At 67.7% G+C, this 21024-nt stretch carries 15 protein-coding genes, 3 pseudogenes and 3 CRISPR repeat arrays; of the genes and pseudogenes, 2 read left to right on the top strand and 16 right to left on the bottom strand.

Annotated features, from left to right (window positions below):
- Positions 1–35 precede the first annotated feature (35 nt).
- From ACQP1N_RS04260 to ACQP1N_RS04250, 3 genes are all read right to left on the bottom strand, one after another.
- Positions 36–269, bottom strand: coding sequence for a hypothetical protein (locus tag ACQP1N_RS04260; RefSeq protein ID WP_433229223.1), 234 nt, complete (start codon positions 267–269; stop codon positions 36–38).
- Between the two features lie 49 nt (positions 270–318).
- Complete coding sequence (locus tag ACQP1N_RS04255; RefSeq protein ID WP_433229221.1) at positions 319–1503, bottom strand: helix-turn-helix domain-containing protein; 1185 nt, start codon at positions 1501–1503, stop codon at positions 319–321.
- A 62-nt stretch (positions 1504–1565) separates the two neighbouring features.
- Complete coding sequence (locus tag ACQP1N_RS04250) at positions 1566–2192, bottom strand: HAD family hydrolase (RefSeq protein WP_433229219.1); 627 nt, start codon at positions 2190–2192, stop codon at positions 1566–1568.
- A gap of 254 nt (positions 2193–2446) precedes the next feature.
- On the opposite strand from ACQP1N_RS04250, the pseudogene ACQP1N_RS04245 reads away from it, so the two are divergent.
- A pseudogene (locus tag ACQP1N_RS04245) lies at positions 2447–2890 on the top strand (transposase).
- Between the two features lie 9 nt (positions 2891–2899).
- A CRISPR array of direct repeats spans positions 2900–3856; the repeat unit is 28 nt; unit sequence GAACCATCCCCGCGGGCGCGGGGCCGAC.
- An 18-nt stretch (positions 3857–3874) separates the two neighbouring features.
- Here the strand turns inward: ACQP1N_RS04245 and cas2e are convergent.
- From cas2e to ACQP1N_RS04195, 10 genes and pseudogenes are all read right to left on the bottom strand, one after another.
- On the bottom strand, positions 3875–4186 hold the full coding sequence (gene cas2e / locus ACQP1N_RS04240; protein ID WP_433229217.1) for a type I-E CRISPR-associated endoribonuclease Cas2e: 312 nt from the start codon (positions 4184–4186) through the stop codon (positions 3875–3877).
- Positions 4183–5202 (bottom strand): type I-E CRISPR-associated endonuclease Cas1e, encoded by a 1020-nt coding sequence (cas1e, locus tag ACQP1N_RS04235; protein WP_433229215.1) that lies wholly within the window; start codon positions 5200–5202, stop codon positions 4183–4185. The genes cas2e and cas1e overlap by 4 nt, the downstream gene beginning before the upstream one ends.
- 3 nt (positions 5203–5205) lie before the next feature.
- Entirely contained in the window at positions 5206–5958 is a 753-nt protein-coding gene (gene cas6e, locus ACQP1N_RS04230) for a type I-E CRISPR-associated protein Cas6/Cse3/CasE (protein WP_433229214.1), read from the bottom strand.
- 6 nt (positions 5959–5964) lie between these two features.
- The gene (gene cas5e, locus ACQP1N_RS04225) at positions 5965–6759 is read right to left on the bottom strand and encodes a type I-E CRISPR-associated protein Cas5/CasD (RefSeq protein WP_433229212.1); all 795 of its coding nucleotides are present in this window, start codon (positions 6757–6759) and stop codon (positions 5965–5967) included.
- A complete protein-coding gene (gene cas7e / locus ACQP1N_RS04220; RefSeq protein WP_433229210.1) occupies positions 6759–7898 on the bottom strand; it encodes a type I-E CRISPR-associated protein Cas7/Cse4/CasC in 1140 nt (379 codons plus the stop codon). Before cas7e ends, cas5e begins: the two co-directional genes overlap by 1 nt.
- A gap of 55 nt (positions 7899–7953) precedes the next feature.
- Positions 7954–8568, bottom strand: a complete 615-nt coding sequence (gene casB / locus ACQP1N_RS04215) for a type I-E CRISPR-associated protein Cse2/CasB (RefSeq protein ID WP_433229209.1) — start codon at positions 8566–8568, stop codon at positions 7954–7956.
- Positions 8569–8582: 14 nt separating this feature from the next.
- On the bottom strand, positions 8583–10280 hold the full coding sequence (casA, locus tag ACQP1N_RS04210; RefSeq protein ID WP_433229208.1) for a type I-E CRISPR-associated protein Cse1/CasA: 1698 nt from the start codon (positions 10278–10280) through the stop codon (positions 8583–8585).
- A 193-nt stretch (positions 10281–10473) separates the two neighbouring features.
- Positions 10474–10647 (bottom strand): hypothetical protein, encoded by a 174-nt coding sequence (locus tag ACQP1N_RS04205; RefSeq protein ID WP_433229207.1) that lies wholly within the window; start codon positions 10645–10647, stop codon positions 10474–10476.
- A gap of 221 nt (positions 10648–10868) precedes the next feature.
- Positions 10869–12830 (bottom strand): CRISPR-associated helicase Cas3', encoded by a 1962-nt coding sequence (cas3, locus tag ACQP1N_RS04200; RefSeq protein ID WP_433232571.1) that lies wholly within the window; start codon positions 12828–12830, stop codon positions 10869–10871.
- Positions 12831–13097: 267 nt separating this feature from the next.
- Positions 13098–13727: pseudogene (locus ACQP1N_RS04195) on the bottom strand (CRISPR-associated endonuclease Cas3''); the annotation flags it as partial.
- Between the two features lie 483 nt (positions 13728–14210).
- Between ACQP1N_RS04195 and ACQP1N_RS04190 the strand changes: the two are divergent.
- Positions 14211–14366 (top strand): hypothetical protein, encoded by a 156-nt coding sequence (locus ACQP1N_RS04190; RefSeq protein WP_433229205.1) that lies wholly within the window; start codon positions 14211–14213, stop codon positions 14364–14366.
- Positions 14367–14657: 291 nt separating this feature from the next.
- Positions 14658–15965: a CRISPR direct-repeat array (repeat unit 28 nt; unit sequence GTCGGCCCCGCGCATGCGGGGATGGTTC).
- Positions 15966–16054: 89 nt separating this feature from the next.
- Here ACQP1N_RS04190 and ACQP1N_RS04185 read toward each other — a convergent pair.
- From ACQP1N_RS04185 to ACQP1N_RS04175, 3 genes and pseudogenes are all read right to left on the bottom strand, one after another.
- Positions 16055–17104: an IS3 family transposase gene (locus ACQP1N_RS04185; protein WP_433229204.1), complete on the bottom strand. Its 1050-nt coding sequence runs from the start codon at positions 17102–17104 to the stop codon at positions 16055–16057.
- A pseudogene (locus tag ACQP1N_RS04180) lies at positions 17044–17178 on the bottom strand (transposase); the annotation flags it as partial. The pseudogene ACQP1N_RS04180 and the gene ACQP1N_RS04185, both read right to left, overlap by 61 nt.
- A gap of 120 nt (positions 17179–17298) precedes the next feature.
- A CRISPR array of direct repeats spans positions 17299–18796; the repeat unit is 28 nt; unit sequence GTCGGCCCCGCGCATGCGGGGATGGTTC.
- Between the two features lie 874 nt (positions 18797–19670).
- The gene (locus tag ACQP1N_RS04175; RefSeq protein WP_433229202.1) at positions 19671–20861 is read right to left on the bottom strand and encodes a tyrosine-type recombinase/integrase; all 1191 of its coding nucleotides are present in this window, start codon (positions 20859–20861) and stop codon (positions 19671–19673) included.
- Positions 20862–21024 lie beyond the last annotated feature (163 nt).

Here is a 21024-nt window from a genome sequence, read left to right as displayed (position 1 = left end):
CGCCACGACGCCGAGCCGAGGCTCTAGGAGCGTGCTCACGAGACCACCGCCGCCAACTCCTCGAGTCTGCCGCGCAGTTGCTCAGCGGTGTCGGCCTCGACCGTGTCCACGTCGTTGATCCGCTCTGGAGGCATCGGTCCGCGCAGGGCCCACCAACGGCCCTGATCGGTCACAAGAATCCGCCACGGCGGAAAGGCCTTCTCCAGCTCGGACTTGACGGCGTCCACGCGCCGCAGACTCGATGCGGACATGGCGATGATGTTCGCCATTCGCGAGAGGCACGATTGCCACATCTCGTGGCACCCCGGTTGGGGCCGGCTAGATCGCGCGCGCCCACTCCGCGAACACCACCAGCGCGTGCGGTGGCGAAGCATGGAGGCGCAGCAGCCTCACCAGCACATCCCGCACGTAAGGATGCTCACGAGTGTGCTGAGGAGCGATGCGCCTGGCCGCCTGCAACGACCGGAACGCCTCGTCCCGCCGTCCCAGCCACAACTGCGCCCGCGCCACGTCGATGTAGTAGTGGGACCGCCGTTCCTCCGGCACCCTCTCCAAGGAGCTTGACAGCCCAGCCCCGCCTCCGGCGATCTCCACAGCACGCGCCGCATCACCGCGCTCCACCGAGAGCGCGACCTCGTGCACATGCAGAGACACCGGGCCGAACGCGGTCCCGTTGTAGACACCCTCGGGCACAGCCTCCGCGAGCCGACGAGCATCCTGGAAGTGCTCGTCTGCCGCCGCCAAGTCCTTGGTCATCCGGGCGGCGACCACCGCAGCTCGCATGTGCAGAGCGCCCACGGCTGCCCGCAACTCCGAACTGTTCGGAGTCGGTGCGTCGTCCAGTGCCTTCTCCAGCAGTCGAAGTCCTGGAGCAAGGTTGTCGCTGGCGAAGAACACCTCGGTCCGCACGTAGGCGGCCGTCGCGAGCAGTGCCGGGTCCTCCACTGCCTCGGCGGATGCCCGCATCAGCTCTACCAACCGAGCCGATAGGTCGTAGTACCCGTACTTGTAGGCAACAGCGTCAGCCGCCCGGTACGCCGAAACCAGAAGCCCTGCTGCGGCCACCCGCTGGTCAACGTCCTCGGCGAGCCGACAACGCGTCAGCTCTCCCAGCAGCGCGGGCAACGATTCCGCTAGCCGTGTGTACTGCGACGATAACCGCCACCGAGTCGCCTCGCCAGCGGCCCGCCGCAAGTGCGTCAACGGCCGGACAGGTCCATCCTCGGGAAGGTCATAGGCGTTGATCGCCCTCCGGAGATCTGGTACCGCCGCGTGTACCCGGCTGTCGGTCGAGCGCCTCTGGCCCGCCAAGACCTCCGGCTCCGTACCAAGCGCTTCAGCAATCGCGGTCAGCGTCCGATCGGTCACCGGACGCTCACCCTGCTCGACCTTCCGTAGCAGGCTCAACGACACATGCGCCGCCGCGGCCAGTTGGCGCTGTGTAAGCCGCCGCGCCGTACGGGAAGCGGCGATACGGTCGCCGACCGAGTTCTCCGGCCTCATTAGCGCTCTCCGACGATCCATCGTGTCGGCAAGGTAGCCGAGACGGCCGACGAGCGCGGCCTTCAGGACGAAGTCAACAACCTTGGAAGCTCAGCCAGGCCATCCACAACCCAGTCCGCGATACCACGGAACTCGTCCGCCCACAGATGGCCCCATGGCCCCCGCCGCACCAACGCCGTCCGCAGCCCAGCCGCCCGCGCTGGCACCACATCGTTGGCGGGGTGGTCACCCACGTAGACGATGTCGTCCGGCTCCCCCGGAGCCCACTCGATCAACCGCCCGAAAAACCCCGAATCCGGCTTCGCCACGCCCCACTCCTCCGACGTAGCAATCTCGTCCGCATGAAGTTCAAGCTCACGCAGTCGAGCTCCGACACGTGCCGTCTGATTCCCCGCAATACCGACCCAGAGCCCGAGTCGCCGAAGCTCCTCCAAAACCGACCGGACATCCGGATAGAGATCAGTCTCAACCAACTCCAGAGCATGTCCAGCAGCAACACGAGCCCGGCGCGCCTCAACGACGTCCAGCCCAGGCCTCACCAACCGCAGCGCATCAGCGTTGTCCCGCCCCTGCGCCGTCACCGCACCCACAAGCGCCGACATCGTGTGCAGCGAAACCCCCAACCAGTCCGCCCACCCCCGCCACTCGCGAGTGTCGTCCACCAGCGTCTCGCCCACATCGAACACCACACACCGGATCACACGCCCAGCGTACGTAGTGCAGGCGCCACCAGCAGTCGGCGTCCGGGACTGTAGTGAAGATCGTGGGGGGGTTATCCGGAAGGGTGGGGCTATTGCCCCGGCCGGGAAGATCACGCGAGAGCGGTGGGCTGGAGGTCCAGTTGGCCGCTGAGTTGATCGAGAAGGCCAGGGTCGAGGGGGTGTCGCTGGTCGGGCCGGACGGGCTTTTGGCTGGGGTCACCAAGACGGCGCTGGAGGCTGAGATGGCCGAGCATCTGGGCTGTGACCGGGGAGAACGCCCGGCAGAGCCGACGGGCAATCACCACAATGGCAGCTCGGCCAAGACGGTGTCGACCGAGGTCGGGCCGGTATAGATCCAGGTGCCGCGGAACCGCGCTGGTGAGTTCGAGCCGCAGATCGTGCCCAAGCACGCCCACCGGGTCGAGGGGTTCGACGAGGCTGATCGTGTCGCTGTATGCCAAGGGCCTGACCGCCGGGAGATCCGAGCGCACTTGGCCGAGATCTACCACGTCGAGGGCTCCCGGGATCTGATCTCGCGGGTTACCGACAAGGTGATGGCCGAGCTGGAGCGGCCGCTGGATGCGGTGTATCCGGTGGTGCCGATCGATGCGCTCTATGTGAAGATCCGTGAGGGCAACGTGGCCAATCGCCCGGTCTATGTGGCGGTGGGCATCAACTGCGTCTGACACCCCGCCGAACCATCCCCGCAGGCGCGGGGCCGACCGGAGGGTCCGAAGACGCAGACGGTCCGGTCGAGAACCATCCCCGCGGGCGCGGGGCCGACGAATGGCGCTGGGACGCCCTGGTCGCGGTGACGGAACCATCCCCGCGGGCGCGGGGCCGACCGGATCGCGACGTCGTTCTTCCGCGCAGACCTGGAACCATCCCCGCGGGCGCGGGGCCGACCCAGCACGCCACCTGCTACACGCTGATCGTGGAGAACCATCCCCACGGGCGCGGGGCCGACGGGTTGTCGAGTGCCTTCTCCCCGCCCTTGGCCGAACCATCCCCGCGGGCGCGGGGCCGACGCGCTCACCGTCCCGCGCTCACCGTCCCGCGCTCGCACGTCGTGGCGGAACCATCCCCGCAGGCGCGGGGCCGACGTGGGCGGGAAAGTGCTTCCTGCCCTGACCGAGGAACCATCCCCGCGGGCGCGGGGCCGACCTGGCCGGCCCACCGTCCCGGTGAGCCGATCGGGAACCATCCCCGCGGGCGCGGGGCCGACACGCCGACCGGCACCCGCGCCATGTCCCGGACGGAACCATCCCCGCGGGCGCGGGGCCGACTCGTAGGTGACGTTCGGGACGACGCCGGTGAAGGAACCATCCCCGCGGGCGCGGGGCCGACCCCCCCGCGTCGCGCGGCTTGTCCGGCGACGGCGAACCATCCCCGCGGGCGCGGGGCCGACGAGGTGAGGGAGGACAGGTCGGCGCCCGTGTACGAACCATCCCCGCGGGCGCGGGGCCGACGGACAGCCCGGCCCCCCTCGTTCCCAACAGCCAGAACCATCCCCGCGGGCGCGGGGCCGACCTGCGGCGGGCCACTCATGCCACCTATGCCACAGAACCATCCCCGCGGGCGCGGGGCCGACGACCTGGTCCTGTGTCCGGTCGTCCCGCGCTACGAACCATCCCCGCGGGCGCGGGGCCGACACTTGTTGACCTGCAGTGTTATCTCGGGGTGGGCGGGTTTTCGTTTAGTTGGTTTCGGCGGCGGGCGGAGAGGATGAGGCCGTCGAAGTCGACGGGTTTCCAGCGGTCCTTGCCTGCCGTGCGGACGGACCAGCCTTGTTCGTTGGTGGCTGGTTCGACGAGGATGGCTTGGCCGTCGCCGATGCGGGTGGCGAGTAGCTCCCAGATGCGGTCGCGGATGCGGCGGCTGGGGTTGCCGACGAATACTCCGGCGTGGACTTCGACCATCCAGCGGGTGAGGTGGCCGCGGAGTCCTTCGGGGGCGGCGATGAGGACGATGACGGTTGTCATGTGGTGGCGCCGTTGGTGGGTGGTTCGAATTCGGGGCCGATGATGGCCACGTGCTGGTCGCCCATACCGGGTTGGATGAGGTCTTCGCTTCCTGACCAGTTCACGCCACCGGAGACCGCTCCGGCGTGTTCGTCCCAGAGTTGGTTGATGTCTTCGTCGATGGGGATCCGGGCGGCTTCGTCGGGGGCGAGGAGCGTTTTGACGTCGTGGACGATGCGTCCCAGGAGGCGCTTTTCGGCGATGAGGTCGCGGAGGCCGGTTCGGGCATCGCGTTCATCGGTGAGTCCTTGGGCTGCCAACTCGAAGGCGAGGGGGATCGTGTAGTCGGCCTTGTAGAGGTCGGCGATGTCCAAGACGAAGGAGATCGCCGATCCGGTGTGGACGAAGCCGAGTCCGGGGCTGGCGCCGAGGCCGACGATGACGGCGTGGCAGATGCCGTAGAGGGCGGCGTTGGCGGCTGAGAGCAGCCGGTTGAGGTCGTCGCCGGCGGCGTGTGCGTCGCCGGCTTTGTACTCGCGGCGGCTCCAAGTGACACCGGTGCGGTGGGCGTGGGTTTGGTAGAGCTTGCGGATGCGGGTGCCTTCCCGTCCGCGGAGTTGTTGCATGGTCGCGGTGGAGACGTCCTCTCCGGGGAAGCGCATGGCGTACATGGCGCGGGCGACATTGAGGCGTTCTTTGGGTCTAGTGACCAGATAGGCCTGCCGCTGGAGAAGGCCGGCACCGCGGGCGGGGCCGAGTCCGGTCGCGTAGAGGCGGACGCCTTGCTGGCCGACCCAGCAGATGGCGGTGCCGGAGTCGCCGAGCAGGTTGACGGCGCCGTGGGTAATGCGAGTGCCGGGGCCGAGCAGCAGGACGGCGACCAGGGCTGCGGGGATGCGGACGGTTTCGCGTTTGTTGATGACCACGACGGCGTTCTCGTCGCGGTCGACGTGGCTGCGTTCGACGTAGACGCTGGAGACGCGGTCTTGGAGGCGGTGCAGGTCGTGTGGGTGGGCTTTCCACCAGATGTCAGGCACGGCTCATCCGGTTGGGGTAAGAGGCGCAAGGGTGAGGAGTCCGCAGCCGTATGCCTTGCTTGGGCCGATACCTGCTAGCAGTGCTTGGATGAGCTGGTCGGTGTCGGTGATGCGGAGTCTGCCCTCGAAGGTTGCGGTGTAGAGGGTGATGGGGGCGCCGCGGCCGTTCTTGGTGAAAGACTGGCGGTCGCGGGCGATGATCCGGATGTCGGGAGCCGGTCGGGGTGGCTGATCGTCGAGCCCGGGCGCCGCGAGATCAGTGCGGGCTTCGGGGATGTTGAAGCCCCACTTGGCGGTGCGTTCCAGGAACCAGCCGAGTTGTGCGGCGGCAGTGCGGTGGGGGACGCGGTGGGCACGCCGGTCACCGCGGGCGGTGCGTTCGCGTTGAGCTGGCGTGGGCTTTATCGGTTTGAAGGTGTTCTGTACGGGGTGTGCGGTGACGCGGAAATGGAACTCGCGGCCGAGTGCGAGTTGGGCGAGCAGCGGCTTGTAGTCGCGGACGGACGCGTGCTCGCCCTCGGCGTCGGGCCAGCCTGCGGTCTCGACCAGGTGGGTCCAGTCGGGACGGGATGCGCTGAGGACGAACAGCATGGGCCGGTGAGGGTTGTCGGTATCCAACCGCCACAGGGCCCGTTCGGCGTCAGGCGGTGTCGGGATCCCGCCGACGACGGAGGCGTGCATGGCGCGTGGGCTGGCGAGGAGCTTGCGGCTTTCGGCGCGCAGGGGGTTGATCCGGATGCGGGAGAGGTAGGTCATCGCATTTCACCAGCCCAGCAGGGCGAAGGGATCGTGGCCGCCGCCGTCTGCGGAGGAAGAGGCGGGGAAGCCGGTGGAGACCGATACCCAGTCGTGCCGGACGCGGCGGCTAGTGAACTGGCGGCCGCGCGGGTCGAACGACAGCGGCACGTCATGCTGGATATCGTCGCCGTCGTCGGCCTCGAGGGTGACGGGCAGCCGAATGTGGGACGGGTTCCCGTAGCGGCTCGCGTGTTTGCCCCGGGCATACTGCGACACCTGCCAGGGCAGCGTGGTCAGCACCTCCTCGAGATCGCCGTGGTGCAGGCCGAGAGAGAGCGGCTGGGTGGGGACGCAGGCGCGACGGCCGAGTGCCAATGGGAACGCGGGGTTGGTGACCGCCTGGGCCAGGGAATCGATGAGGGCCTTGTCACCAGTGACGGCAGCAACGAAGACGGCGTCTTGCAGGTAGAAGCGCTGTGTGACATGGGTGTACTTGGCCGGGGACGTGGGCTTCTGGGCACCCTTGGTGGTGACCCCGGACTGAGGGAGCGGGCGCCCTCGATGGTCGCTAACGGTGTGGTAGTCGCGCAAGATGGTGCCGGGCTGGTCGACCCGGACGCCCAGACGCAGCGCAATCAGGTCGTCCAGCGCATGCTCGCGAGGGCGTCCGGCAGCAGCTGCCAGAAGGCCGAGGACGCCGGACTTGGTGGGTTCCGGGCGTGTTTCACGGCGGTTGAAGACACTGTGGTCGCCCCACGATTGCAGGGGGCCGGCCAGGCGCAGGGCTAGAACCGTGGTGCCGGGGTGGGTTCTGGGCATCACGCCTGCTTCCAGGTTCGGACAAGGACGTTCTCAAGGCCGGTCAGCAGTTCAGGAAAGGTCTGGTTGGCGCCGAACGCCTCGGTGAGCTGGGCGATATCACCGTTCTCGGCCGTAAATGTGTGGCATACCGCTGCATGAACCGGGGTGCTGCCCCATTGGCGGCAGGACAGGATGAACTCGGATGCGAGCCGGACGGCCGAGGTGGCGGCGATCCCACGGGCGTCTGGCACGGGGCGCTCGAACGCTGAGACGAGGTTGACGGGCTGGTCGTCGCGCACCACCACGGCGACCAGGCTGGGCAGGGTGCGGTGGGCGAAGGAGTTGATGTGCCCGGTCGGCATGGAGCGGGCGAACGCCTCGGCGAACCTGCTGGTGGCCTCCAGCGCGGCGTCGGTGCCGCCCAGGTTCTCGACGAGCTGGTGCAGGCCGACGGTTGCGTACCGGTAGAGGGTGGCGGAGTTGTATCCGACGTAGCCGATCATCCCGGCACCGGTCTCATCGACCTTCTGGCTCTCGTCGTCGACGGCCGTGTAGTAGTCCGACTCCAAGACCACTTCGTGAGTGGAGAGGGCGTGCGCGACCTGGACAGCGGCGTCGACGTTCAGGGCCGGGATGTCGGCGACCATGCGGCCGAAGAGCGCGACTTCCATGGGGTGGCCGCTCTGCAGCTTCTCTTTGACCGCGAGGTCTTGTGCGGCCTTCTTGAGCGCGTCGTCATCAAGGGCCGACAGCTCCTCTGCGCGCCCGGCGATCAGGCCGGTGATGTCGTCGAGCTGCTGGTAGCCGAAGAACAGCAGGTAGGCGGTGTCTCCTGCCTTCTTGCCGGCCTTGATCCCGAGCGGTTCGAGGACGGCTCCGGCGATTCGCGCCGCCTGTTCGGCGTCTAGTTCGGTGCGGTCCTCGATCCGCTTGGCGAGCTGACCGGCGATCCGCTTGGTGCGGGTGGCGTGCTTGGCCGGGGGGAGGTGCTCGGCGAAGGTCATGCGGGTGGCTCGCTTCCACGCCTGCGAGGAGACACGGGACCTCCGCTTGCCGCCGAAGTATGCCTCCTTGGGATTCCCCTGGTCGTCGCGGTTGAGATTCGCGGGCGGGACGGTCTGCAGGATGTGGAAGTCGACGTACTGGCGCTTGTTCATGGTCTCTCCAACAGCATTGGTGGGGACAAGACGCCTCGGCCCCCGAGATGTCTTGTCAGGAATCGGCCGGTGCGTCGGCCCGGGCAGATTGCGGGGTGCTCGCCACGCCGTTCTCCGCCTGGTCTGACGCGTCGATCCAGATCTGATAGTCGACGGCCCACTTGCGGCGTGCGCGCTGCCTGCCGTCAGTGGAATGCCAGTCGTGGATGAGCTTCATCAGCTGGTCGTAGTCGAGCGGCTGGTTGATGGTGCGGAGCTGGTCGATCAGGCTCCGCAGTCGCATCAGCAGCGCCGTGACATTGGTGGCGGTAGCTGCAGCGTCCACACGGGCGTCCACGGCCTGCTGGCTGAACTTGCCGTCCTCCCGCAGCTTGCGCAGCGCCTTCCCGAGCGGGACACCGGGACGGTGCATGGGCCGGGTCTTGGACTGTTGATGCAATCCGAACAGGGCCAGTGCGGCATGCTCGGCCGCCTGCTCGACCGACACTTCGCCTCGCCGTGCGGCCCAGTCGTCGATCTCGCAGGTGTAGTACCGGCATAGGGCCGGGACCGTGCCCGCCTCGCGGCCAAGGCCGGTGCGCATGACCGCCAGGTCCTCACCAGGGGGCCTGCGTTTGTCCCGCCAGGCGCCGTCAGGTGCGACGTACTTGTTCCAATAACGCTGTGCCATGCCAGACCTCCCGCTCAGGTGGCCGTGTCGACGGTGTCGGCGCGGTCGGTGGACGTAGACATCGCCTGCTCTCGCCGTGCGTCGGCAGCGGCAGGAAGGATCTTGTTGAGTTGCGCCCGGAAGTTGTACTCGGCGGTGCCCAGGGAGTACGTCGAGGTCGATGCCCCGTCCCCTGAACCGCGGCGGAGTTGGCGGCCGGTGAATACGCTCTCGGGGACGGCCGCGAACAGTGGCTCGGCTGTCTCCCGAGCGGCTCGATAGGCGGTTATCTCCCAGGCGAGCAGCCCCTGCTGAATGACGCCCCAGTCCTGCTCGGTTTGGATTCTGGCCAGGACGCGGCGCACCACCGGGTCTAGGGCGTGCAGCACCTGCTCCCCAGGACGCTGCGCTTTGTCCCACGGGATCGGAGCCAGCCCGGCGGCTCGGCGTAGATCACCTGAGAGGTGGTTGACGGCCCGAGCAAGATCCTCGGCCTGCTGCACCATGCCGAGTAGAAGTCCGTAGGTGTCCGCGTCCCTACGCAAGCCGGCCACGGGCAACGGAATGTCGTCGTGGTAGACGTCCTCGATGACCGCGGACTGGTTTCCGTAGACGATGCCGTATGCGCTCAACCGGAGCGGGTACTCGTCCGGGAGGATTCCCTCCGCCTCCAGACCGCCCACCTGCACGAGTAGCGTGCTGGTTTCGACCGACCCTCCGGCCGAGGCATCCGTGCGTTCCAGGGCTAGTAGTGCTTCCAGCCCTCGCCAGATCGCTTTGCCGCTGGTGTGACGCCGTGGCCGCCGGTCCGCGGCTGACGCCTTCTCTGCCGATTTCTTGAACGCCCAGGCGGTGTGCGGTTCCCATTCGGGGATCGTCCGCATCCGGTCGCCGGCGGCCAGCACGATCCGGACGACCCGGTCGCCTTCCGGACCCGGTTCTGGAATCAGGCGTATCCGACGGGACTGCCACGTCCAGAGGTCGAGCAGCCCGTTGGGGATGCGGATCTCCCAGTTTGCCTGGGCGGGTTCGACGGCACGCCACTGCGGTGATCCGGCTTGAGCCCGGGTACCGATCGGCATGTTGAGGAGCAGCGTCTCGTACAGTGTCCGGCCCATTGGCAGGAGCAGCCCCAACTGCCCGAGCGGGCCGGTGGGGTTCCCCGTGGTCTTCCCGGCCTTGACGTGCGCTTCGTCGCCCTTGGCCCCGGGCTTGATGGCCGCGGTATCCCAGCAGTGCGCATGTAGAAGCCACCGGGCCGCCTGCGCCGGCGTCAACGGCAGTACGTCGCCCTCGGTGCGGGACGCGAACAGCGGCACATTGTTGCCTGTCGCCTCGGTCGGCACGATCAGTCCCGAGCCCTTGGTCTCCCCGTTCGTCGCCTCCAGCCCGGCGACCTGGGCAAAGGGAACAGAAGAGCTGAACAGGTCGAACCGCGCCCGGTGCTCGTCCAAATAGCCGCGAAGCCGACCGACTTCGGCCTGGCTGAACTGTCCGGCGGCAAACCGTCGCTTCCATTCCGCCCGATCCGCCGGCGCGCCCAACGCGTCCATCACGATCGGGAGGAGGACCTGACGCAGGAGTGCCGGAACCTGGGTCGGTAGTTCAACCACCAGGTCGGTGAACTCGTGCGAGTCGAGCAGCGCCTCAGCGATGCCGGCCTCGATGACTGTGCCGCCGTTCTTGCAACGCAGGGGCAGCCAGCCCTCGTCTATCAAGTCGAAACGCGCCATCACGTTCCTTGCCGCCATGCCCACTGCTGGGGCGTGGACTGCCGTCGGGTTGGCTGGAGCATAGGAGTCGACTCTGACACTCCCGGCCGCTCACGTTCCGGAGTTGCCCGATCCCGGCCGGTTCCGGTCGAGATCGGGCTTAACCGCACCTGGCGGAACGCTTGCAGCTAGCGAGTCGCTTACCGATGTGAGATCAGCCTGTGCTTCCGGCCTTGTGCGCCGCAGCCATCCCGATCACCGCGATGAAGAGCAGGACGGCGGCGAGCTGGAGGCCCCCAACCCGGTAGCCGACAGCGCCACAGGCGACGGCAGAGGAGCAGGCCAGGAGAGCGGCAGCCCCCACGTTCGCTCGGATGACGATCTTCACCGTAGCCTCCATGTTAACTGCCTATGACTAGAGCGATGCGATACTACAACGCGTGTGCCGAGGCCGCTAGAGAGGTGAGACAGTGGGACCTAGAGCCCCGCCAAGTCAGCGCAAGGTCGTGCGGGGATGGCTCCTGCCTGTGACTGGAGCGCAAGTTGACCCCGCGGATGCGGGGATTGCCTCCGGTGTCGTCTGGTCAACTACCAGACGACACCGGACGGTCAGCGGGTTCGACTCGGTCTCCTGACCACCAGACCGAGCGACTCGTCGTAGATCACTTGTGCTTCGCCAACGGTCGCGATACCGGACTTGGGGATGATCAGGGCGCGGCTGTGTCGGAGCCAAGGGTGGTCGCGCCAGCCGTCCAAGGGGCTGAGGTCCTGTTCGGCTGCCCTGGTGAGTGACGACGGAAGGCGCACGGTGGCGCCCAGTAGCTCGTCCAGCAGTTCCGGCGGAGGCTCCTCCCCCGTGACGGCGATGCGCCGACCCTGGAGAGTGTTAAACGTCGCTCCGTCATAGCGGACCAGGATGGCTTCGATGCTGGGCTCGCCATCTCGTACAAGTGCCTGGAACTTCTCGCTCCCCAAAGTCTCCTTCGAAGCGCCGATGTGGACGCCCGCAAGAGTGGGGCGCTCGTGTTCGCCGAATCTGGACAGGAGGAACGGCCGGGCATTCTCCGCCCGCTGCTGCTGCTCCGTCGCCCACCTCGCGTAAGCCTTCCGCTCCGCGCTACTCCAGGTCTGCGGAATCCAGCCGACGTCGTCGCCGTAAACGCGTGCCACGAGTTCGGGAACCTGGCTAGGAATGCTCCACTCGGTCTGCTCCGTCTCCAGCAGGGCCGCCGTCCGAAGCAGCAGGTAACGTCCGTAGATAGCCTTACTGCCGCCGATGAAGCTGGGCACTTGTCCTTCGCCGGGTGCGAAGCCCGTGATGACCGCGCGTGGCGTGCGCATTGGTGCAGGTCTTGGCACCTGAGCATGCCGGTGCAGTCGACCGATGCGTTGCAATAGCAAGTCGACCGGCGCCAGGTCCGTGATCAGCAGGTCGACGTCGACATCGAAGGACTGCTCAGCCAACTGCGTCGCGACCAATATCAACCGCGGCCGTGGACGGTCAGCCACAGTCCCGGTGCTGGGACCGAGCAGGTCTAGCGCCTGCTCTGTCCGTTCGGCCCGGTGGGCGGCGTGCATGCGACCATGAAGCAGACGCACATCCCGGCCGAACCTCCGCCGCAGCGCTTGATAGGTCTCCTGCGCACGGTCGACGGTGTTGCGGATGACCAGCGCACAGCCGCCCTCCCGCAACCGCGTGTCCAACAACTCGGCGACGGCTGCGGTACCCGAGGACTCGTCCCGCCGCTGAGTCGTTGTGGTCTGTTCTGTCTCAGCTAGGACCTCAATTCCCACGGCCAGGTCCGCTCGCCATGACGAGGTGCTGCGAACCAGCACCTGCGGCCCAGTCTCCCCATGCCACGCCGCGGTGACGTTCGGATATCCCTGCGGTTCTGGAATAGCGATGTCCGGGAGGTCTTCCCGGGAAGCAGCGCCCGCGAGATATGCCTTCACGAGTGTCCGGCGCTGGCCTGGAGGGAGGGTCGCCGACAGCAAAACCACCGGCGTTCTCGCCTGTCCCAGCCACCACAACCCCTCGGCCAGGAACTGGGACATGTAGACGTCCGCCGCATGGACCTCATCGAGCACCACGACCTTGCCGGTCAGGCCCGCCATGCGCAGCATCACATGCTTGGTACGAGTCGCCGCGAACAGCAACTGGTCGATCGTCCCCACCACGAACGGAGTGAGAAGCCCCCGCTTGGCCCCGAGAAACCACTCCGCCGGCGCACGGCGTTCAGGCACATCGCACGATTCAGCCGGGCCCATGCCGTACTGCGCGTCCTCCTCGATCGTGCCGTACAGGTCATCGGGGGTTTGACCAGCGTCATCTAGGAGCGATTGCCACTCCTTGTTGAAGCGTCGCTTGCCGTGCAGCAGCGCGACCTCTGCCCCCAAGCCGGGCTCGATGCGTTCAACCCATTTCCTCACCTGCGTGAACATCGGATCAGCCGTCGCCTGCGTAGGCATGCCGACGAACACACCGTCCGCGCCGAAGCGAGCACCGACGATCTCAGCGGCCCCCAACGCCGCTTTGGTCTTGCCCTCGCCCATCGGGGCCTCAACGATCATGAGGCCAGGGTGAGGCATTTGCCGCGCCACTTGCATCACCAGCATCTGAGACGCACGAGGAGGCTCATCGAAGCGATCCTGGAAGAGGGTGGGCTCAGGGACCGGGCGCCTTCCCCATCCGCCTCGCAGCCCCAACGCGGACCAAGCGGCCGACGCGCGATCGCGAGCTCGTGCCAGACTTATCGACGAAAAATCGCTTATTCCCTTGAAATGGTGTTCGTTGCTAGCGATCCAGTCGGCCATTACGATCAGGCCGCTCAAATGGAGCTGCTGAGCGCGGGTAGGAACCCGGTGAGGTTCCACTGCGCTTGGGGCATCGAACCCCAGCGCTTCAGTGAGGATCTGGACCAACGCGTCTTGGACCCGTGCCCACTCCTGACCTTTTCCCTGATGATGGCCAAGCCCCGCCTTCGGCGGCCGCAAGTCTGCCAAAGGCGGAAACAGACCATGGTGCCCCGCGATCAGCGGCCATACCCACTCAATCTGCTCGCCAGCCCACCCGGCCGTGCCCAGAACCTCCCGGACCAGCCGACCTCCCGCCCGGTCGTGCCGCCACCGGCCCTTCTCCAGCATGTGTCGTGGCCACCCGAGTCCGGCCTTGCGCACCGCGGCAGCCCCAGCATCGTCCAAGCACTGGAAGGCCGGCGTCGCCTTCCCACAGTCGTGCATCCCGCACAACCAACTGAAGAAGCCTCGGCCCCTCCCCGACCCGCCAGCCACCCCGTCGAGCCACGATCGTGTCCCCGGGGCCAAATAATGATCCCAAATCTGCTCGGCCACGGCCGCTGTATCCAGCAGATGGGAAATCAGCAAGTTCGGTCGGCCACCGGCCTTCCCCGCTGACTTCCCCCACAGTGCACCAAGCTGAAGATTCAACTGGCCATCCGGGTGTTCCATGCTGACCACCAAGCTTCCATGCAGCAGAGGACTTCCGGCACGCATCGATGTATACTCCGACGCTCCTTGCTACATGGGAGAAACGAGCAAGCTCGCATCCAACCGAACGAAAATTGGCCTACCGCCGACTTCGCATTGCAGGTCGGCGACCGTCGCCCCTGCCCCCGCGGGATTGTCCCGAGGGTGGCTCGCGGAGGCGGACCGGCCCGTGTCGTCCCGCCTGCGGGGATCGTCTCTTGACCAGCAGATCGGTGTAGGCATCGAAGGAGTGCTCGGCGGTCTGCGTGGCCACCAAGACCATGGAAGAGGGGCATTCGGCCTCTCCGGCTGAGGCGGCCCCGACGCCGCAGATGGGTCCGGATCGCCCTGGAGGAGTACGCCTAGGCAGCACCCACTACCGTGGGCCCCTGAGACATCGGGGTCCTCGCACGCTGCCGCACCCGCCAAATAGGCCGCAATGAGATCGCGACACTGCGCGGAGGCATGGTCGCAGACAACAAGGCGACCGGCATCCGGGCCTTGCCCCAGCCAGCGCAGCCCCTTGGCCAGGAACTGCGACATGTACACGCCGGTGGCGTGGATCTCGTCGAGGACCACGGCCTTGCCCGCCGGCCCTGCCATCCGCTGGATCAAAAATGACGCCAAACAGCTCGGCCACCGCCGCAGTATCAAAACGATGCTGCACCAGTAGATTGGCCTGGCCACCGACCTTACCCGGGTCTTGCCTCGGCACTCCCAGCGGATCTTGCGCGCGCGGGACTGATCCCTCGATACTCACACGCAGGAAGTAGCGCCCCCAGCGACAGAGCACGTCTCATGACCGACGAAAGCACATATCAAGATCGTTGGAGGTCGCCGACCGGAGCCATGATCACAAATCAACCGAATGAAAAGCTGCTCCACCTCTCTTAACATCGCAGGTCAGCAAGTGTCGGCCCCGCGCATGCGGGGATGGTTCTGCCGCTCGGTACCGGTGACCCGTTCAAGATCAGTCGGCCCCGCGCATGCGGGGATGGTTCGGGGGCGCTGGGTTTGTGGCGGGTTCCGGTGGCGTCGGCCCCGCGCATGCGGGGATGGTTCGGCATGGCGGCAGGCCGGCCACGACCAGCGGGCGTCGGCCCCGCGCATGCGGGGATGGTTCGTCTGCGGCGAGACGGGGCGCCGGTGGGAAGTGGTCGGCCCCGCGCATGCGGGGATGGTTCGGCGGCGCACGACGGGCGGGTGCTCGTGGTGGCGTCGGCCCCGCGCATGCGGGGATGGTTCGGAGCACACACCGCCAGCGACTACGCCCAGGAGTCGGCCCCGCGCATGCGGGGATGGTTCGAGGCCCCGAGCGCAACGGGCGTCGCAACCTAAGTCGGCCCCGCGCATGCGGGGATGGTTCTAGCACCGGCCCGAATCTGCGGCGCCTGCTCCAGTCGGCCCCGCGCATGCGGGGATGGTTCGACGGGGCGTCCCCCAGGTACGAACCGACGATGTCGGCCCCGCGCATGCGGGGATGGTTCGCCCGTCGGCATCCTGCAGCCGCTGATCGAGTAGTCGGCCCCGCGCATGCGGGGATGGTTCTGAGGCGGCGAAGAAGACGCTGCCCGCGCTGCTGTCGGCCCCGCGCATGCGGGGATGGTTCCCGATTCACCAGCGCCACGCCCTCGATGTGGAGGTCGGCCCCGCGCATGCGGGGATGGTTCCGCCGTCCGGGCCCGCGTGTCGATCTCCACGTAGTCGGCCCCGCGCATGCGGGGATGGTTCTCACCCCCGGAAAAGGAGTCGAGTTGAGCGAGCGTCGGCCCCGCGCATGCGGGGATGGTTCCTTCTCCACGAGCAGGTCCCGCACGTCCGACACGTCGGCCCCGCGCATGCGGGGATGGTTCTGGCCGCTCAGCGTGCCGATGTACGGGCGGATGGTCGGCCCCGCGCATGCGGGGATGGTTCTCGCTCGGCCCCGGATACGACGCGCTCTCCATGGTCGGCCCCGCGCATGCGGGGATGGTTCGGCCGAGTACGACGCGCTCCGCGCCGACGTCTCGTCGGCCCCGCGCATGCGGGGATGGTTCGGACGCCGACCGGATCGACAGCGCGGTGTGGGAGTCGGCCCCGCGCATGCGAGGATGGTTCAGCGTTCGTCCTGTCCGCCTGATGCCCACCATGCGTCGGCCCCGCGCATGCGGGGATGGTTCATGGCCCGATGGGATCCTGAGCAGCTCGCTAACGTCGGCCCCGCGCATGCGGGGATGATTCGTCCTCGCGCCAGGCCCGCTCGGAGGGGACGAGGTTGAGGGGCCACGCGTTTTCCGGACAGCTTCTTGATCGGTGATCTGCGGGCAGATCTACGCCGCTTGCTGCCGACTCAGGTACTGGGCATGCACCTCAAGCGGTGTCCGGTACCCGTTCGCGGAATGAAGCCTGTGTCGATTATAGAAGCCCTCGATGTACTGCACAACCGCACGGCGGGCCTTGGCTCGTGTGGCAAACACCATACGGTTGAGCCACTCGTTCTTCAACGCTCCGAAAAACGATTCGGCCATTGCGTTGTCCCAGCACACACCGGTCCTGCCGACCGAGCGCCGCATCTTGTACTTCTTGCTCAGATGCCGGCCGAACTCATCGCTGGTGTAGTTCGACCCACGATCTGAGTGGAAGATGCAACCTTCCTCGATGCGGATGCTTCCCGCCGCGGAATCCAGCGCAGCGGTGATGAGTGAAGTCTTGAAGTGGTCGGCCATCGCCCATCCGACCACCATCTTCGAATGGCAGTCGATAACCGTCGCCAGATACAGGAACCCTTCCCAGGTGGGGATGTAGGTGATGTCCCCGACCAGCTTGGTCCCGGGCCGCGCCGCGGTGAAGTCCCGGTTGACCAGGTCGGGGATCGCGCCCGGATCGCCCGCCAGGGTGGTGACCGGCCGCCACGGCCGCGGCTGCACCGGCTGGAGTCCGAGCTCGCGCATCAGCTGCCGCACCAACTCCAGCGAGGCCTCCTCGCCCGAGCGGGCCAGCACCGCGTGGACACGCCGATGGCCGTAAGTCTCGTGATTGGCGGCGAATATCGCCTCGATCAACGTCTTGAGGCGCTCCCGGCGTTCGGCGGTCGCCGACAACGGCCGGATCCGCCACTCATAGAACCCCGACCGTGACACCCGCAGCCAGGCGCACATGTCAACGATGGCGTGGTCGGCCTTCTCCGCGTCGATGAACTCATATTTCGCGCTCACCGGTGATCCTTCGCGAAGAAGGCCGCGGCTTTTTTCAAGAACTCGTTCTCTTCGCGAAGCTTGCGGACCTCGCGTTCGAGTTCTCGTTCTCGAGGGCTCTTCGGCTCGCCGGCCGAGGTGGCGGACGAGTCCCCGCCGTGCCTTCTGCGGTACTCCTTGACCCAATTGCCCAAGGTGGTGTCGTGGATCCCGACCTCCCGGGCCACATGAGCGATGGGGCGCGGGCCGTCCAGGACCATGCGGACGATCTCGTCCTTGTGCTCCTGGGTGAAATGCCGCCTCTGTCTCGCCAACTGCCTTCCTCTCCGGTTCCACCCAACTCTAGTTGGGGGCCTGTCCGGAAGATCCGTGGCACCTCAGGTCGGCCCCGCGCATGCGGGGATGGTTCCGCGACCTGGCCTCGGTTGTGGGTCGGGTCGCTGTCGGCCCCGCGCATGCGGGGATGGTTCCATCGCACCGCTGCGCCAGGTCGTGTCGCGGGCGTCGGCCCCGCGCATGCGGGGATGGTTCGCGGGCTAGTGCGGGGCTGAGACGGGCGAGGGGCGTCGGCCCCGCGCATGCGGGGATGGTTCTAAAACCGGTCTTATGATGACCCCCGCGAGAGGGTCGGCCCCGCGCATGCGGGGATGGTTCGGTCGCGACCGAACGCGCACCCCGGCATTTCGCGTCGGCCCCGCGCATGCGGGGATGGTTCCTGCTTGAGCCACCACTGGTAGGTGGTCCCGTCGTCGGCCCCACGCATGCGGGGATGGTTCGACGATTGATGTGGAGATCTTGTCCAGGCTGGTGTTGGCCCCGCGCATGCGGGGATGGTTCCTGCCTCCAGATCTCGCTCGGCACGGTGCCACCGTCGGCCCCGCGCATGCGGGGATGGTTCGAACGGCCTCGTCCGGGATGCGGCGCAGGGCATGTCGGCCCCGCGCATGCGGGGATGGTTCGCTCATCAAGGCAGCCGGGATCAAGAAGGTCGTGTCGGCCCCGCGCATGCGGGGATGGTTCGGGGTGGACGTCGGACTGGTTCGACCGGCTGATGTCGGCCCCGCGCATGCGGGGATGGTTCCCAGCTCCCATCGAGGGTACCCGCCTATGCCGCGTCGGCCCCGCGCATGCGGGGATGGTTCGCTCATCAAGGCAGCCGGGATCAAGAAGGTCGTGTCGGCCCCGCGCATGCGGGGATGGTTCGGGGTGGACGTCGGACTGGTTCGACCGGCTGATGTCGGCCCCGCGCATGCGGGGATGGTTCCCAGCTCCCATCGAGGGTACCCGCCTATGCCGCGTCGGCCCCGCGCATGCGGGGATGGTTCGCTCATCAAGGCAGCCGGGATCAAGAAGGTCGTGTCGGCCCCGCGCATGCGGGGATGGTTCGGGGTGGACGTCGGACTGGTTCGACCGGCTGATGTCGGCCCCGCGCATGCGGGGATGGTTCCCAGCTCCCATCGAGGGTACCCGCCTATGCCGCGTCGGCCCCGCGCATGCGGGGATGGTTCTGAATAGTCGGCGGCCAGGCCGAGGCGGATGGGGTTCGTCGGCCCCGCGCATGCGGGGATGGTTCTGTAAAAGCCGATCGGGAGTGGCTTTAGGACGCGTCGGCCCCGCGCATGCGGGGATGGTTCGGGCGACAAGTTCACCGGACCCGACGACCTACGGTCGGCCCCGCGCATGCGGAGATGGTTCGGTCTTGCCGATCGTCTTGCGGAAGACGGCGGCGTCGGCCCCGCGCATGCGGAGATGGTTCTGACCAGCCGCCCCTACCCCGGACCCCGCGCAGGTCGGCCCCGCGCATGCGGGGACGGTTCGCCCTCCAGATCGCCGTGGAGCAGGCCGACCAGGTCGGCCCCGCGCATGCGGGGAGGTTCGGAGTCGGGTCGCTCCGACAGTACGGGGTCACGGGATCGGAAAGTGGGATGGGATGATTAGGCGGGCGCCGGGGGTGGGTCGAGCCGGTTGGTGATCAATTCCGTACCGGATTCGAACCGGCGCAACCGTCTCCACACCAGTACGGGCGCCCCCCGAGAGGGTCGGCTCGCTCTGCCTGAGCGCTGGTGTCCCGTAGCGACGTCCTCGGCTCCCACCGGGGACGCTGAGCTTGTTAGGCGATCTCTAGCGAGAAGACGACCAGGGCACACCGCCCAGCGGTAAGCAGCGCACGCCCATTGAGAGGGCATTACGGGCACACTCTGCAGCGCGGCGGAGGGTCACCCTGTGCACGTCGACAGTACGCCGACGGCGGTGATGGGATGTGGGATTACTGGGTGCGTCGCCCCACCGACACGAACTCCCATGGCTGTCACACGCGTTCAGTGGCCGCCCATGTTTGCTCGGTGTCTGCTCGGCGGTTCCGAACCTGACTGGCACGGAGCGGGATGTGGCGGCACGGGGATGGTGCTGGATGCGGACAGAGTGGCACAGTTCGATACCGAGAGCGTTGATCTGATACGAGAGCAGCGCTTTTAATCCGTAGGTTGTGGGTTCGAGTCCCACGCGACCCACCACCCCTGACCAGGGAAAACACGGCTCTGACAACCAGCCGGTGATCATGCCTGGGGCCGGGCTGAGGCCGCCCTGGGGCCGCCATACACGCAGGCCAAGCCCAGCATCCCCGTGTCCGCCCACTCCTGACGGCGGGCAAGGCCGCATTCCCGTGCCGAGCTGCTCGCAGCCGCCGCGCTTCCGGTATGCGGTTAGTCCCTTCGCAGGTCGACGGGCAAGGGCAGGGAGCGGATGCTCTCGATTACGCCGCAGACGCCGTGTTATCGGCGCGACCCCGGGCAGCAGGCCGAGCCCGGGTGCGGGGCCGCGCCGGTTCGGGGCGCGGGGCGGTCGACCGGCGGCGCACCAGGCCCGCCCGGGTACGGCTCGCTGCCGGCCGCTGACGGCGGGCCGGAGCACGACCCCGGCGCCGGGCGGCACCCGGCACCACACCAGCCGCGCGGAGCAGGTACGCGGCGGTCCTCTCCGCGGCGGTGTGCGCGACCTCGGGTAGCACGGAGGTGTAGGTGTCGGCGGTCAACACGATGCTGGAATGCCCCAGCATCTCCTGCACCACCTTCAACTCCACCCCAGCCGCCAGCGCCAAAGTGACCGCGCCGTGCCGCAGGTCGTGCAACCGGATCGGCGGCACATCGTGCTCGGCGATCAGTTTCTGGAACACATGGGTGAGCCGGCCCGGGACGACCGGGTCACCGTTGAGGTTGGTGAACACATACCCGCTGTCGCGGTACCCCTCACCATAGGCTGCCGCCTCCGCCTCCTGCCGGGAGCGGTGCACGCACAACGCCGCGATGGTGGTGCCGACCAGCGCGATCACGCGGGTGCTGTGCGCGGTCTTGGGCGGGCATACCGTCAGCCGCCCGTCCCTGGGCTGCAGTTGGCGGCAGATCACCGCGGTTCCCCCGTCCAGGTCGACATCGCACCAGCGCAGCCCGGCTGCCTCACCGCGCCGCAGTCCCCGCAGCGCGATCAGATGGTAGGCCGCATACAGGCGATGCGCGGCGATCGCGTCCAGGAACTGGGCCGTCTGAGCAACGGTCCATACGGCCACGGCGGGCCGCTCCCCGGTCTTGCGCCAGTGCTGGACGCGGGCGGCGGTCCACACCACCGCCCGAGGTCGCCGCGTCGGCGGCAACGCCACCAGCGACGCCGGGTTCTCCTCCACCAGCCCCGCCCGCAACGCTGCGTTCAACGCCGCCCGCAGCGTCGCGCGGATCCGATCCAGCGTCGCGGCCGACAACCGCCGGCCCGCGGCCTGATGCTCGCGGGTGATGACCTGGAACATCTCCTCCACATGCGCTACCGCCACCTCCGCCAGCAGCAGACGGCCCAGCAACTGGGTCAGATACCGCCGGACATGATCGGCGTAACCGGTCACCGTGGACGGCGCACCCTGGTGATCGTCCAGCCACCGCTGCAGCCACTCGGCCACCGTGAGCGGACTCCCAGCCGGGCCACGCAACCGCACCAACGCCGCTTCCGCGGACTTACGGCTGGTGAAACCGCCCCGGCGGACACGGCGACGGTTACCTTCCGGCCCGGTCCCCAGTTCCAGCCGCAGGTACCAACTGCCGTGGCCACGCTCGGCTGCCAGG

The sequence above is a fragment of the Actinomadura formosensis genome (assembly GCF_050948385.1).
GTDB lineage: Bacteria > Actinomycetota > Actinomycetes > Streptosporangiales > Streptosporangiaceae > Spirillospora > Spirillospora formosensis.
This window is presented reverse-complemented; position numbering and strand designations above follow the sequence as displayed.

Bases quoted from the DNA above. Each gene is read 5' to 3' on its own strand.
- ACQP1N_RS04260 (WP_433229223.1), bottom strand. From the start codon at position 269: ATGGCGAACATCATCGCCATGTCCGCATCGAGTCTGCGGCGCGTGGAC.
- ACQP1N_RS04255 (WP_433229221.1), bottom strand. From the start codon at position 1,503: ATGAGGCCGGAGAACTCGGTCGGCGACCGTATCGCCGCTTCCCGTACG.
- cas2e (WP_433229217.1), bottom strand. From the start codon at position 4,186: ATGACAACCGTCATCGTCCTCATCGCCGCCCCCGAAGGACTCCGCGGC.
- cas6e (WP_433229214.1), bottom strand. From the start codon at position 5,958: ATGACCTACCTCTCCCGCATCCGGATCAACCCCCTGCGCGCCGAAAGC.
- cas5e (WP_433229212.1), bottom strand. From the start codon at position 6,759: ATGCCCAGAACCCACCCCGGCACCACGGTTCTAGCCCTGCGCCTGGCC.
- cas7e (WP_433229210.1), bottom strand. From the start codon at position 7,898: ATGAACAAGCGCCAGTACGTCGACTTCCACATCCTGCAGACCGTCCCG.
- casB (WP_433229209.1), bottom strand. From the start codon at position 8,568: ATGGCACAGCGTTATTGGAACAAGTACGTCGCACCTGACGGCGCCTGG.
- casA (WP_433229208.1), bottom strand. From the start codon at position 10,280: ATGGCGCGTTTCGACTTGATAGACGAGGGCTGGCTGCCCCTGCGTTGC.
- cas3 (WP_433232571.1), bottom strand. From the start codon at position 12,830: ATGATCGTTGAGGCCCCGATGGGCGAGGGCAAGACCAAAGCGGCGTTG.
- ACQP1N_RS04190 (WP_433229205.1), top strand. From the start codon at position 14,211: ATGGTCGCAGACAACAAGGCGACCGGCATCCGGGCCTTGCCCCAGCCA.